14 protein-coding genes are annotated in these 12,879 nt (G+C 68.3%); 6 read left to right on the top strand and 8 right to left on the bottom strand.

Translation table 11 applies throughout. The features are described from left to right. Positions 1 to 105: 105 nt before the first annotated feature. From ACYVII_RS13135 to ACYVII_RS13145, 3 genes are all read right to left on the bottom strand, one after another. On the bottom strand, positions 106 to 798 hold the full coding sequence (locus tag ACYVII_RS13135) for a sirohydrochlorin chelatase (RefSeq protein ID WP_460535752.1): 693 nt from the start codon (positions 796 to 798) through the stop codon (positions 106 to 108). A 6-nt stretch (positions 799 to 804) separates the two neighbouring features. Further along, complete coding sequence (locus ACYVII_RS13140) at positions 805 to 1,332, bottom strand: universal stress protein (RefSeq protein ID WP_460535754.1); 528 nt, start codon at positions 1,330 to 1,332, stop codon at positions 805 to 807. A 61-nt stretch (positions 1,333 to 1,393) separates the two neighbouring features. Then, positions 1,394 to 2,437 (bottom strand): DNA topoisomerase IB, encoded by a 1,044-nt coding sequence (locus ACYVII_RS13145; protein ID WP_460535756.1) that lies wholly within the window; start codon positions 2,435 to 2,437, stop codon positions 1,394 to 1,396. Between the two features lie 193 nt (positions 2,438 to 2,630). Between ACYVII_RS13145 and prpB the strand changes: the two genes are divergently transcribed. From prpB to ACYVII_RS13175, 6 genes are all read left to right on the top strand, one after another. Beyond that, on the top strand, positions 2,631 to 3,524 hold the full coding sequence (gene prpB / locus ACYVII_RS13150) for an isocitrate lyase/PEP mutase family protein (protein WP_460535758.1): 894 nt from the start codon (positions 2,631 to 2,633) through the stop codon (positions 3,522 to 3,524). Positions 3,525 to 3,725: 201 nt separating this feature from the next. After that, a complete protein-coding gene (locus ACYVII_RS13155; RefSeq protein ID WP_460535760.1) occupies positions 3,726 to 4,496 on the top strand; it encodes a CoA transferase subunit A in 771 nt (256 codons plus the stop codon). 2 nt (positions 4,497 to 4,498) lie between these two features. After that, a complete protein-coding gene (locus tag ACYVII_RS13160; RefSeq protein ID WP_460535762.1) occupies positions 4,499 to 5,134 on the top strand; it encodes a CoA transferase subunit B in 636 nt (211 codons plus the stop codon). A gap of 100 nt (positions 5,135 to 5,234) precedes the next feature. Continuing rightward, positions 5,235 to 5,504, top strand: coding sequence for a hypothetical protein (locus ACYVII_RS13165; RefSeq protein ID WP_460535763.1), 270 nt, complete (start codon positions 5,235 to 5,237; stop codon positions 5,502 to 5,504). Positions 5,505 to 5,601: 97 nt separating this feature from the next. Next, positions 5,602 to 6,270, top strand: a complete 669-nt coding sequence (locus ACYVII_RS13170) for a response regulator transcription factor (RefSeq protein ID WP_460535765.1) — start codon at positions 5,602 to 5,604, stop codon at positions 6,268 to 6,270. Between the two features lie 38 nt (positions 6,271 to 6,308). Then, a complete protein-coding gene (locus tag ACYVII_RS13175) occupies positions 6,309 to 7,277 on the top strand; it encodes a sensor histidine kinase (protein WP_460535768.1) in 969 nt (322 codons plus the stop codon). Here the strand turns inward: ACYVII_RS13175 and ACYVII_RS13180 are convergent. The 5 genes from ACYVII_RS13180 to ACYVII_RS13200 all read right to left on the bottom strand — a co-directional run bounded on the left by ACYVII_RS13180 (position 7,225) and on the right by ACYVII_RS13200 (position 12,877). Then, positions 7,225 to 8,076, bottom strand: coding sequence for an FAD:protein FMN transferase (locus ACYVII_RS13180; protein WP_460535770.1), 852 nt, complete (start codon positions 8,074 to 8,076; stop codon positions 7,225 to 7,227). The genes ACYVII_RS13175 and ACYVII_RS13180 overlap by 53 nt on opposite strands. Further along, on the bottom strand, positions 8,073 to 8,603 hold the full coding sequence (locus tag ACYVII_RS13185; protein ID WP_460535772.1) for an FMN-binding protein: 531 nt from the start codon (positions 8,601 to 8,603) through the stop codon (positions 8,073 to 8,075). The genes ACYVII_RS13180 and ACYVII_RS13185 overlap by 4 nt, the downstream gene beginning before the upstream one ends. A 25-nt stretch (positions 8,604 to 8,628) precedes the next feature. Further along, on the bottom strand, positions 8,629 to 10,071 hold the full coding sequence (locus tag ACYVII_RS13190) for a ferredoxin reductase family protein (RefSeq protein WP_460535774.1): 1,443 nt from the start codon (positions 10,069 to 10,071) through the stop codon (positions 8,629 to 8,631). A gap of 119 nt (positions 10,072 to 10,190) precedes the next feature. Next, entirely contained in the window at positions 10,191 to 11,282 is a 1,092-nt protein-coding gene (locus ACYVII_RS13195) for an acyltransferase (RefSeq protein WP_460535776.1), read from the bottom strand. Between the two features lie 323 nt (positions 11,283 to 11,605). After that, positions 11,606 to 12,877: a glycoside hydrolase family 27 protein gene (locus tag ACYVII_RS13200; protein ID WP_460535778.1), complete on the bottom strand. Its 1,272-nt coding sequence runs from the start codon at positions 12,875 to 12,877 to the stop codon at positions 11,606 to 11,608. Between the last annotated feature and the right edge of the window lie 2 nt (positions 12,878 to 12,879).

The raw sequence follows: 12,879 nt of genomic DNA on the forward strand, positions 1-12,879 counted from the left end.
CGTCTGGATGCGCGACCGCCGCCGCAACAGCGGTACACGGAGCGTCATAGTTCGTGACGTGCTTGCGTTGGGGAGGCGTTGCTCATATGAGCGCCTGCCGATGCGTCAGACGAGTGCGGTGGCCCGATCCAGCACGATACCGACCAGCTCCTGAGGCGTCGAACGCGGTGTGAGCAGAGGCTCGGACACGAGGTCCGCTCCCGCCTGATGCGTGAGATCCGCGAAGTACCCCGGAGCCAGGAGATAGGTAGCGATCGCGACGGGCGCCCCTGGATTCCGACGCCGCGCTGACGAGACGGCCTCGGCAAGTGGCGGCTGGGACGCGGAGATGAACCCGGCCTCGACCGGAATGCCGAGTTCATCGGCGAGCATGCCGGCTGTGCGCCGGCAGTCCGCGACGGCTCGTTCATCGCTGGAGCCTGCAGCGCCGAGCACCACGGATGTGCCGGGTGCATATCCCGCTTCGCGAAGACGCCGGGCCAGCACTGCGACCAGCCGGTCATCCGGGCCGAGCGCGGCAGCGACCGTCGCCGGAAGCGGCGCCCGCTCCGCACTCTCCGCGAGGTCGACGTACACGTGATACCCGGCGGAGAGCAGCAACGGTACGATGACGGCTCGCTCGGCATTGTCCGCGATACCGGCGAGCGCGGTGTCGGCATCCGGTTGCTCAACGTCCACGTGGCATCCGATCACCGGAATGTCGAGCGAGGTGGCAACGCGCTCCACGAGCATCCGTACCGCCGTGCGTCCGGCAATGGAGGAGGTTCCGTGCGATGCGGCGAGGACGGCGGTGTGCACCGGTGGCTATACCTCCCAGGGAAGCGGTTCGTCGTGGGCGACGGGGTCGAGCGGGATGACGATCACCGGGTGGTGCTGTCGGTGGGCGAGGTGAACGGCTACGGATCCGTTGAAGAACTCGTGCGCCGTCGTTCGCAGGCCGCGCTTGCGTGTGCCGACGACGATGGCCAAGGCGTTCACCTCGTGCGCAAGCCTAGCCAGTTCGTGGGCAGGGTCTCCGGCCAGTGCACGAAAGCTCCATCGGATGCCCGAGCGCTCCAGCATCGGCGTGACGTGTTCGGTCAGACGCGGATCGACGACTTCCGTGACGGAGTCGGCGGAGTCCGGATCGATCGGGAAGGCGGACACCGTCCCGTCTGCGTTGCGTCGGGTCGTGTACCTGGTCGTGTCGACGTTCGCCAGTACGAGTTCGGCGCCCAGCATCCGGGCGAAGCGGATGGCCTCGATCAGCACGGCGTCGGAGGTCACGTTGCCCGATTCACCGGCCATGACGCCCACGACCAGCACGTGTTCTCGTGCAGCAGGTTCGGACATCGTCGACCGCCTCTCCTACGTTTCAGGATGCGCTGCCGGGCACATGCAGGCAACAGCATCCTCACCCCAGCAGAGTGCACAGTGCAGCCTCGGGTGCCCCCTTGAGCGACAGCAGTTCGCCGGCGCGATACCGATCGAGCACACGCGGGTCGATGTAGCTGGCCCGGGCGACAGCAGGTGTGTTGCCGAGCGCCTCGGCTGCGGCGTCGACGGCAGCGCGGGCGGCCGAGTCCCGTTCGCGCTTGGTGCGTTGCGGACCGATCTCGGCGAGCGCCGAGGCCGCCACGATCGTGCCCCGAAGCGTGCGGAAGTCCTTGGCTGTGGCATCCACTCCCGTTCGAAGCCGGATGTAGCCGTTGACCTCGCCGGTGGTGAGCGCGTGCCAGGCGGAGGTGCGCCACGCGATCGCCCGACCGGTGGGGCGGCGAGTGCCGATCACCTCGCCGAGGAAGCGCGCGAGTTCGGCGTCCGCGACCCGCGACTCGAACCGCTGACCGCTCTTGGCGGGGAAGTGGAGCGTGAGCTCGTCGCCGTCGACCACCACGTCGCGGCACTGCAGCGTGGTGAGGCCACGGCTGCCGTAGCGTCGCAGATACTCCTCGCTGCCGATGCGCAGCGAGACACGGTCGATGATCCTGAACGCGGCCGCCAGTGCACGCTCGTGAGTGAACCCGTCTCGCTTCAGGTCACGGGTGACGGCGCGTCGCGCGGCGGGGAGCGCACGGGCCAGCAGAAGCGCGCGGTCGAACTTGGCGGCATCCCGTTGCTTGCGCCAGTCCTCGTGATAGAGGTATTGCCGCCGCCCCGCGTCGTCGGTGCCCACGGCCTGGATGTGCCCGCGTTCGTCCGCGCTGATCCAGACCTCCTGCCACGCGGGCGGGATCGCGAGCGCGAGGATCCGATCCAGCTGGTGCCGATCGGTGAGGTGCCGCCCTCGGGCATCCACGAACCTGGGCGGATCAGCGTTCACGCGATGGATGCCCGGCCCGTTCGGATCGCTGCGCTTCAGCCGTGCCCGCCGCACAACGGCGGCCGTGTCGGTGACGGATGCGATGGCGGATGTCCTTTCGTCGCCCGTGTCGAGTGCCCTGCTCTCCGCCGTCATGCGGGCGATGCTAGCCAGCCCGGGATCGCGCGTGCGAGACGTTGACAGCGCGCGCTGTTACGTTCGAGGGAGCGCATCGCCGGGAGCTTCACGTCGAAAGATCCGCCGCCATGGAGCATCCGGCATCAGAAGCGCACAGCGCTCGGCGCAACCACCGCAGCGCGACGCACGTATCACGCGAAAGGCCGCATCGATGCTGTACTCAGCCAAGAGCCCCGCCGACAAGCGAGCCGACCTGCGAGCCGCGCTCGCCGCCGGCGGTCTCCTGCGGTTCCCGGGCGCCTTCAACCCGCTCAGCGCACGACTGATCGAGCGCAAGGGCTTCGACGGGGTCTACATCTCCGGCGCCGTTCTCTCCGCCGATCTCGGCCTTCCGGACATCGGCCTCACGACTCTCACCGAGGTCGCCGGGCGGGCGCGTCAGATCGCTCGCATGACGGATCTGCCGGCCCTCGTCGACGCGGACACCGGTTTCGGCGAGCCGATGAACGTCGCACGCACCGTGCAGGAGCTGGAGGATGCCGGACTCGCCGGGCTGCACATCGAAGACCAGGTGAATCCCAAGCGGTGCGGCCATCTCGACGGCAAGCAGGTGGTCGACGAGCAGACGGCGCTGCAGCGGATCCGTGCGGCGGTGGATGCGCGTCGCGACTCGAACTTCCTGGTGATGGCGCGCACGGACATCCGTGCTGTCGATGGCCTCGAGGCTGCAATCGACCGGGCGAAGGCGCTTGAAGATGCCGGTGCGGACGCGATCTTCCCCGAAGCGATGACGACTTTGGAGGAGTTCTCTGCGGTGCGAGCCGCTGTCGACGTGCCGCTGCTGGCGAACATGACGGAGTTCGGCAAGAGCGAGCTGTTCACCGTGCAGCAGCTCGCCGATGTGGGCATGAACATCGTGATCTGGCCGGTGTCACTCCTGCGTCTGGCGATGGGCGCCGCGATGAGCGGCCTCGACGAGCTGGTCGACAACGGCTCTCTGACGGGCAAGCTCGGCGACATGCAGCACCGTTCCGAGCTCTACGATCTCATCGATTACGAGGGCTACAACAGATTCGACTCGTCGATCTTCGACTTCAAGCTCTGAGCTTCGGCCGCTGAACCGCTGCCGGTCGTGCCATGGTGGAAGTGAGCGCCTGCGGCCCGCCACCACGCGGATCGCGGGCACGCGTGAATCCGCGGGCTCGACGCATCCTCATAAGGGACCGCGCGACCCCCGAGCAGGCAAGGAGGCCGGCATGTACAACCATCGGACGTTCTCGAATCGAGCCGCGGGGGTGACCGCGCCGTGATCGACAAGGTGGTGGGTTCAGCGGCTGAGGCGGTCGCCGACATCCCGAGCGGTGCCAGCGTGGCCGTCGGTGGATTCGGCCTGTGCGGTATTCCGATGGTGCTGATCGGCGCGCTTCTGGAGGCGGGTGTCGACGAGCTGAGCGTCGTCTCGAACAACTGCGGCGTGGACGACTGGGGTCTCGGCGTACTGCTCGCCGCGCACCGCATCCGCAAGATGACGTCGTCGTATGTGGGCGAGAACAAGGAGTTCGAGCGGCAGTTCCTCTCCGGTGAGCTGGAGTTGGAGTTGACGCCGCAGGGCACGCTGGCGGAGAAGTTGCGCGCCGGTGGCAGCGGCATCGCCGCATTCTTCACGCAGACCGGTGTGGGGACGCAGGTCGCCGAGGGCGGCCTTCCGCGCCGGTACAACGCGGATGGCAGTGTGGCGGTGGCGTCTCCGGCGAAGCCGGTGCAGTCCTTCACCGTGGACGGGGTGGAGAAGGACTTCGTGCTGGAAGAGGCGATCAGCACCGACTTCTCGCTGGTGCATGCCAGGGTGGCGGATCGGCACGGGAATCTGGTGTTCCACGAGTCCGCCCGCAACTTCTCCCCGCTGGCGGCCATGGCCGGCCGGGTGTGTGTCGCGCAGGTGGAGCGGGTGGTGGATGCCGGTGCGATCGATCCCGATGCGGTGCACCTGCCTGGGATCTACGTCGACCGGGTCGTGGTGGTCGGTCCGGATGTCGAGAAGCGCGTTGAGCGACGCACGGTGCGGAAGGAGGCCTGAGCATGGGCCTGAGCAGGGAGCAGATGGCCGCCCGTGCGGCACTGGAGCTGCCGGATGGCGCGTACGTGAACCTGGGGATCGGGCTGCCCACCCTGGTGCCGAACTACGTGCCAGACGGCGTGACGGTGGTGCTGCAGTCCGAGAACGGCATCCTCGGCGTCGGACCGTATCCCACGGACGAGAACGTGGACCCGGATCTGATCAACGCCGGCAAGGAGACGGTGACGTTGAACCCGGGCGCGGCGTTCTTCGACTCGGGTCTGAGCTTCGGGATGATCCGTGGCGGCAAGATCGATGCCGCGATCCTGGGCGCGATGCAGGTGTCCGTCACGGGCGATCTGGCGAACTGGATGATCCCGGGGAAGATGGTCAAGGGCCCGGGCGGTGCGATGGACCTGGTGCACGGTGCCCGCAAGGTGATCGTGCTGATGGAGCACGTGGCGAAGGACGGCTCCCCGAAGATCGTCGACCAGTGCACGCTGCCGTTGACCGGCAAGGGCGTGGTGGACCGGATCATCACCGACCTCGCCGTGATCGACGTCACCGAGGCCGGGCTCGTGCTCAGGGAACTCGCCCCCGACGTCACCGTCGAGCAGGTCACTGCCGCTACCGAACCACCGCTGCAGATCGCGGTGTGACGGACCGAGTACATCGAAGAGGTGCAGTTCCGCGCAACCCCTTGATGCCGCTTGGCGTTCGCGGGAGCCTTGCGCCGATCGCAAAGGGGAAGGACGCGGCATGCGCGACGAGAGGAACATCGAGCGGCAGACCTCGTACAGCCCGTCGAGCGAGCGCGAGACGGAGGTGCGGCAGCACGAGTCGCCGAAGGGCGACGAGGCGCTGAACGACCCGGACATCGACAAGGCCGCCGTGAAGGCGGGCCCTGGCGAGGGCGGTCCCGACGACGTGGGCGACGTGGAGGCGCCGCCCGACGAGGTCGGCGACATCGACGACGTGATGCGCAGAGGGGAACGCGGGCTGCACGAGGAAGGCGACGAGGGCGCTTGACCGACACGCCTCAGACAGGCATCCACTTGCCTCGGAATGCGGTAGGAGGCAGCCGCGCCGCGTGCGCTGCCCCGACGCGGTGTGGTGTGCTTCTGACATGTCCCACGATCCGCGCCCTGGCATCCTGTACGTCGAGGACGACCGCGAGATCGCGGGCATGGTCATCGAGGTGCTTTCCGAGACGTACGACGTCGACCACGTCACCGACGGCGAGACGGCGCTACGCCACGCACTGCTGGAGAACTATGACGCGCTGATCGTCGATCGGAGGCTCCCCGGGTCCGATGGCATCGAACTCGTGCGCGCGGTGCGCAAGGCGCAGATCACCACCCCGATCCTGCTGCTGACCGCCCTGGATGCCGCGCGGGATCGCGTCGAGGGGCTGGATGCCGGAGCCAACGACTACCTCGTCAAACCGTTCGACTTCGACGAACTCCTGGCACGGCTGCGAGCGCTCCGCCGCGGATTCCGAGCGGAGGGACAACGACGCTACGTGGCGGACTGGCTGTACGTGCCCGACTCGCAGGCGATGTACTCGCAGGGCGGCTCGCGCGTCGCGTTGACCACCACCGAGAACGCCCTGCTGAAGCTGCTCACCGACAGTCCGGAGCACGTGTTCACCCGTGAGGAGATCCTCGCGTCCGTCTTTCCGGGCGGCGAGAGTCCCGGTTCCGTCGACACGTACGTGCACTTCATCAGGCGCAAGACGGCAAGAGAGGTCATCGAGACCGTTCGCGCGCGCGGATACCGGGCGGGTTCGATATGAGCGATGATCAACGGCGCGCACGGAGAGCCTCGCTCTCCGTGGGGCTCTTCGTCGGCGTGGCGTCCGCGGTGATCATCGCGGCGGGCGTCGGCATCCTGCTCGCAGTCATCCTCGCCACCGGCCGGCACGAGGGCGGCCCGGGTGGGCCGGGTGGACCTCCGGATGGACGACGTTTCGTGGGCGACAGCTTCGTCGTCGACGTGGACCGCGTGCTGCCCTGGGTGATCGGCCTCGGGATCGTCGGCGTCGCACTGCTCGCCGTCGTCGGCTGGCTGGCCGCGCGACGCGCCTCGCGGCCGCTGTCGGATGCACTGACGCTGCAACGTCATTTCGTCGCTGACGCGAGCCACGAGCTGCGCACCCCGCTGACCGCCCTGAGCAGCCGCATCCAGCTGCTGCAGCGCCGCCACGACCGCGGACAGCCGATCGATGAAACGCTCGTGGAACTGCGCCGCGACGTCGGCGCCATGACGGCGCTCCTCACCGATCTGCTGCTTACCGCTGAGGGAACGGCCGTCGTGCCAGAACGACCGGTGCTCGTGGCGGACGCCGTCCGGCAGGCGATCGACGCGATGGGGCCCTTGGCTGAGGATGCCGACGTGCGGCTCGCCGCCGACATCGAATCGGATGTCGCGGTGGAGGTCCCTGCGACGACCATCGCCAGGGTGGTCATCGCCCTCATCGACAATGCGGTACAGCACGCGCCGGCGCAGACCGCCGTGACCGTGCAGGTCGGCAGGCAGGACGCGTTCGCGACCGTGCGGGTTCGGGACGAGGGCGGCGGCATCCGGGGCATCGACCCTGACCGCGTGTTCGACAGGTTCGCCCGCTCCGGCGAGACGGGCAGGCGACGCGGCTTCGGCATCGGCCTCGCCCTTGTGCGGCAGGTCGCCGCGCGCTATGGAGGCAGCGTGGCGGTCGAGTTGACCTCTCCCGAAGGAACGGTCTTCCTGCTCAGGCTGCCGGCGGCAAGCCGGGAACCGATGCGGACCCGTCCCACGTCGTGAGCTCGACTCCGCGCGCGAACCGCCGTACACCGCCGGTGGGGGAGACGACGAGGCCCGACTGCACTCGTGGCGCAGTGATCCACGAGAGGTCATGGAATCCGGCGATCACGGCCGTCGTCGCCCACAGGTCCGCGTCCGTGACACCATCGGCTACAACGGTCGCGGAGGCGACAGAGAGCGCAGGCGAACCGGTTCGCGGATCGACGATGTGGGATCCGCGCTCGGCCGTGCCGGACGTGGCGACCGCTCCCGTTCCCACTTCCACGGTCGCGACGACCTGACCTGCTCCGTGTGGATCGGCGATGCCGACGTGCCACGACCAGTCCGAGCCGGGTGCTGTGTACAGCTGCATGTCGCCGCCCACACCGAGGCCGACAGCCTGCACGCCCCCGTGACCGAGCAGCGGGCGCAACGCTCGCTCTGCCGCTGTCTCGATCGCCCAGCCCTTGACGTACCCGGTGGGATCGAACCAGCCCTGATGCCAGGCATCGAAGAGGCCACCCGTCGCCTCCTTCGCCTCCACGCAGGCGCCATGGACGACCGCAACGCGCGGATCAGCGGCGCCGAGGCCGAGCTCGCCGGTGCGCAGACGCGAGACGTCGGAGTCCGGCCGATATGTCGAGAACACCCGATCCAGGTCGTGCAGCTCCTCGAAGCAAGCGCGAACGGCGACCTCGAGCCTCTCGGAGAGCGCGGCATCCTCGGACGAAGCGGGGCCGTCGACGATGAGATGGATGCTCGCCACGGTGCCCATCACCTGATCGGTTAGCACGTGACGTCGTCGGTCAATAGAGGTCATGATTTCGCCTGGTCGAGAGCGCTCTGCAGCGACTGCTCGTATCCGTCGCTCGTGAACGTCGCGCCGGAGACCATGTCGATCTTCGCGCTCTGCGCGCTCAGCGTCTCGGAGACCAGCTGCGGGACCGCCTGCTGGTTGATCTCCTGGTCGCGGAAGCTCTCCGTGGGGTAGGTGGGCACATCCACCTGCGTGATCTTCCCGCCCGACACGGTCACGCGCACCTGCACGGGACCGTACCGGGTGTCAACGGACTGCCCCGTGAACGTGCCGTCCTTGAGGCCGCTCGAGGAGGCGGAGGCGGAGGCCGAGGGAGACGCGGAGGAGGTCGACCCACTCTTCGTGGAACTCGAGCTCGAGTTCGAACTCGACGAGGACGCCGACGACGAACCGGAGCCGCTCGTGAAGGAACCGGAGCCGGTCGTGCTCGTCGCCGACGTCGGATTCACCGCCTCGAGCGACGTGCGGTAGCTCAGCAGCAGCACGGTGCCGGTCACGGTGGCCAGCAGCCCGTAGATGATCTTCTTCATCGCGTGAACTCCATTCCTCGCCCGGTCACACCGAGAACCGTTCCGTGTGGATGCGCGCCGCCGGCATGCCCGCCGCCCGCAGATCGTGCGTGACACTGCGCATCCACGGCTCGGGCCCGCACACGTACGCGTCGTACTCCTCGAGATCCGGCGCCAGGTAACGGATCAGCTCGGCACCCGGCCAGTCCGCATGGGATTCCGGGAGCCAGACGGATGCTCCCCTCGAGCGGCGGCCGTCCAGCCGCGCGTACCGAAGGCCCCGCCCACGCACCAGCTCGCCGATCGCTTCTCCGCGCAGGCCGTCGCCCGGCGCGCGGTCGCGCACGACGAGCGTGGCCTCACCGGGCGCGTACGGCTCCGACTCGAGAAGGGACACGAGCGGCGCGACTCCTGCTCCGGCGCCCAGCATGATCAGCTTGCGACCCTGCCGGTCGCGGCCGGTCAGCCGGCCGAACGGTCCCTCGAAGACGACCCGCGTGCCAGGTCGCATGCCCGCCAGCCGACGGGTGCCGTCGCCCAGCACCCGTGCGGAGATCGCTAGCTCATCCCCGCTGGGAGCCGCGGTCAGCGAGAACGGATGTCCGCGCATCCAGCCGGGTCCGTCGAGGAAGCGCCAGACGAAGAACTGACCCGACTCGGCGCGCAGCCTGCTGAGCCCGCGGCCCTGCATGCGCACCAGAACACCACGGTCGCCGTCGCGCTCCACCGACGCCACCCGAAGGCTGTGCCGCATCGATCGCACCACAGGCACCACTACGCGATACACGACGACGCTTCCGGCCGCGAGCGCCCACAGCGTCCACCAGTAGACGGTGGCTGGCGCCGACGACAGGAAGTCCGCGCCGGTCCAGAGCATGTGGGGGATGGAGAATCCGACGCCGAGGTAGGCGTACAGGTGCAGCAGGTGCCACGACTCGTAGCGGATGCGCCGCCGCGCTCGCCGCATCGACGTCACGACCACGAGGATCAGCAGCGCCGTGCCGGCGGTCGCCAGCAGCATGCCCGGGTAGTCCCACACGAACTGCCACGCCTGCACCACGAGGTTCGTGCCGCTCTCCGCGGCGTAGCCGATCGTGATCAGCACGATGTGGGCGAGCATGAGCCAGAACGACCAGAATCCGACCAGCCGGTGCATCCTCGTCATGCCGTCGCGGCCGAAGCCGCGCTCGAAGAGCGGGATGCGCGCCATGAGCAGCACCTGGTACAGCAGCAGGTTGGCTGCGACGAGGCCGGTGATGCGGCCGAGCGTATCGATGGTGTCGGCGTTCCAGCGCAGCAGATCCTCCACCGCGCCGCCGCCCACCCAGAGCGCCACGACGAAGAGGCTCGTCATCCACACCACCGAGACCGCGCCGACCCGCCACCAGTCGGTGACGGTGCGGCCACGCTCGCCGGGAACGGCCCAGCCGACGCCGGTGCTCGGGGCGTCGGACGAGAGCCGGGAAGGTTCCTGTCGATACGTGGTCATACTGCGATGGTCCTGGTGCCGTTTTGAGACGAGCGCAAGAATCGACCTCTCCCAGGCAGGTCAAAGTACATGCATAGGCATGTACAGGTGTGGTAGCTCGCCCTGGCGTTGCGCGGGATTCAGGGGTTGTTCTTGCGGCGGCTTGTCCGTGGGCGCCCGGCCAGCGGCAGGCTCAGGATGCTGCGCCGCGCGCCGTCGGCGATGCCCAGCGCACCGAGGGCCACGATCGGGTACGCCACGAGGGTGGATACGAGCGGCGGCCAGGAACCCAGCAGTGCGCCGGCGAGGCCGAGCAGCGCCCACAGCACGAGCGGATGCGCGAGGAAGACACCGAACGACCGGTCCGAGAGGTAGTCGAGAGCGCGGTGCGGGGCGCCGGGATTGCGATCCACCCACCAGGCGCCGATCGCCAGCAGCGCAATGCCCGCGACGACAGACCAGGCGATGACGACCGGCTGGTAGGCGGTCGCCGCCCGGTAGGCGGAGTAGCCCCACTGAAGCTGCAGCAGGTACACGCCGATCGCGGCGGCCGCGGCGATCGGCGTCACGATGGCGATGAGGCGCAGGTGGTCGCGCACCCACTGCAGCGCGGCATCCGAGTGGTAGGCCGCGACGGCGCCCCCGATGATGAACGCCTGGTAGTTGATCACGTTGCTGAACAGATTGATCCAGTGCAGCGAGCCGGGCTTGTAGGCATCCAGAGCGCTGATCGTCAGTTGCACCGCGAACGCGAGTGCGACGAGCTGCCAGTGCCACCTGCGCGTCGCCTTCACCAGCGCGATGAGCAGCGGGAACAGCAGATAGATCTGCATCGTGACGAGCAGGAAGTACAGGTGGTAGTACGCCGTCCCGGTCAGCGTGGCATAGAGGAAGTGCAGCACGAATCCGCCGAGGTCGAACGGTTTGCCGATCGCGCTGATGACGCAGTAGACGAACGACCACACCACGTAGGGCACGCCGACCAGGAGGAACCGCTTCGGCCAGAACTGGCGCATCGGCTTCGGTTTGCGCAGGTAGCTGAACGTCAGAACGAAGCCGGTCAACGCGAAGAACACTTCACGCGTGAAGTGCAGCAGCGTCAGAGAGGCGACGATCGGCACGCTTCCGCGGGAGGTGTGGCTGATCACGTGCACCGCGATGACGCAGGCGAAAGTGAGTACGCGTACGACCTCGAGTTCGTAGAGCTTGCGTCGAGCCGAATGCGCCGTCACTGTTACGTGTCGTCTCCTGTTGGTTACGGATTCGTCCATGGTGTCGAGGGCTTCCATGGGGACGAAGGACCTGAACACCCTAGGGCATCCGGCGCCTGGGCGAATTCTGAGAGCGCTATGGAAAGGCTGACGCCAAGGTGCGTCTCCCGGTGCGGACCGGTTCCAGCGGGGAGTATTCCTGACCTCGAAGGGGGTGCCGATGATGATCTGGGCGTGGGTGACCGTGGGGTTCGTCGTTGCAGCGATGGGGCTCGGCGCGCTCTTCCTGGCTGCGGCGGTCGTCTCCGCGCGGGAGCAGCGAGCCCGCAGCGAGACGAGCGCGGCTACGACCGCGGCGAAAGCAGATACATCGCGGTCGCATGCGACGCTAAGCGAGCGCTGACCTGTTCGGCGCCGGTCGAGCCGCGGCCCATGGTGACCTTCGTCGTGGTCCACAGGTCCCGGGCGGTGAAGTCTGCACCGATGCCGAGCGACTCCGCCGTCACCTTCAGCCGCTGCGGGTGTGACGCGAGGTTCGTGATCGTGAGAGACGACGAACCGTCGGCAAGGCGTTTGAGCAGCACGAGCTCGGACGGAGACGATCGGATGACCGTTGGCGCGGCCCCGAGCCGGTCCTGATCGACCCTGATCACGCCGCGGCTTCCGAGGATGCGCAGCGCAGATGGCGATGCCGTGCGCAGGTCGCACCCGATGAGAAGCGGCGCGGACAGCTGCGCCCAGAGCTCGAAGTGGCTGCGCTGCTCGTCGGCGCTCATCCCTCCGTTGTCTACCTCGAGCATGTCCGGGTCGTTCCAGAATCCCGGCCCGGCCAGGTGCGAGACCTTCAGCGTCGAGCGCACGATCGAGACTACAGAGGCCCACGAGTCCTGGATGTCGGGCGTGGTGCGGGAGAGGTCGGACACCCAGTGGCGCCAGGCAGGCACCGGCTGCTCCGGCTTGTCGTGGATGCTGAGCACGATAGAACGGCCGGTCGCGTTCAGCGCGGCCCGCATGCGCGCGAACGCCTGCTCGTGGCCGACGCCCTCGCGATCGGCGGCGCACCAGTCGTACTTCAGGTAGTCGACGCCCCAGTCCGCGAACGTGTCGGCATCCTGCTGCTCGTGCCCCAGGCTGCCGAGCCGTCCGGGGTATCCCTGGTAGCGCTCTGCGCACGTCTGCGCGCCGGGCGAGGCGTAGATGCCGAACCTCAGACCCTTCGAGTGCACGTAGGCGGCCAGCGCGGCGATGCCGTCGGGAAACCGCTTCGGATCCGCACGCAGTGCGCCCTCCCGGCCACGGGTCGGCGCCTGCCAGCAGTCGTCGACGTTCACGTAGCGGTAGCCGGCCGACCGCAGTCCGTCGGCGACGATCGCGTCGGCTGCCGCCTTCACGTCGGCCTCGGTGACGGAGCATCCGAAATGATTCCAGCTGTTCCAGCCCATCGGCGGCGTGGCGACATCCGGGGCGACGGATGCCGGTGAGCACGCCGTCAGCGCGGCGCCCGCGACGCAGAGAACCGCTGCAGCGGCGACCAGCCTGAATCTTCGGGCGGGAGTGAGCCTTCCGGCCCGCTTGGGCCCTCCGGCCGGCTCGGGCCCGACGAGAAGCCGGCGCATGC

The sequence above is a fragment of the Humibacter ginsengiterrae genome, from assembly GCF_054780115.1.

Bases quoted from the DNA above. Each gene is read 5' to 3' on its own strand.
- ACYVII_RS13140 (WP_460535754.1), bottom strand. From the start codon at position 1,332: ATGTCCGAACCTGCTGCACGAGAACACGTGCTGGTCGTGGGCGTCATG.
- ACYVII_RS13145 (WP_460535756.1), bottom strand. From the start codon at position 2,437: ATGACGGCGGAGAGCAGGGCACTCGACACGGGCGACGAAAGGACATCC.
- prpB (WP_460535758.1), top strand. From the start codon at position 2,631: ATGCTGTACTCAGCCAAGAGCCCCGCCGACAAGCGAGCCGACCTGCGA.
- ACYVII_RS13160 (WP_460535762.1), top strand. From the start codon at position 4,499: ATGGGCCTGAGCAGGGAGCAGATGGCCGCCCGTGCGGCACTGGAGCTG.
- ACYVII_RS13165 (WP_460535763.1), top strand. From the start codon at position 5,235: ATGCGCGACGAGAGGAACATCGAGCGGCAGACCTCGTACAGCCCGTCG.
- ACYVII_RS13170 (WP_460535765.1), top strand. From the start codon at position 5,602: ATGTCCCACGATCCGCGCCCTGGCATCCTGTACGTCGAGGACGACCGC.
- ACYVII_RS13180 (WP_460535770.1), bottom strand. From the start codon at position 8,076: ATGACCTCTATTGACCGACGACGTCACGTGCTAACCGATCAGGTGATG.
- ACYVII_RS13185 (WP_460535772.1), bottom strand. From the start codon at position 8,603: ATGAAGAAGATCATCTACGGGCTGCTGGCCACCGTGACCGGCACCGTG.
- ACYVII_RS13190 (WP_460535774.1), bottom strand. From the start codon at position 10,071: ATGACCACGTATCGACAGGAACCTTCCCGGCTCTCGTCCGACGCCCCG.
- ACYVII_RS13200 (WP_460535778.1), bottom strand. From the start codon at position 12,877: ATGCGCCGGCTTCTCGTCGGGCCCGAGCCGGCCGGAGGGCCCAAGCGG.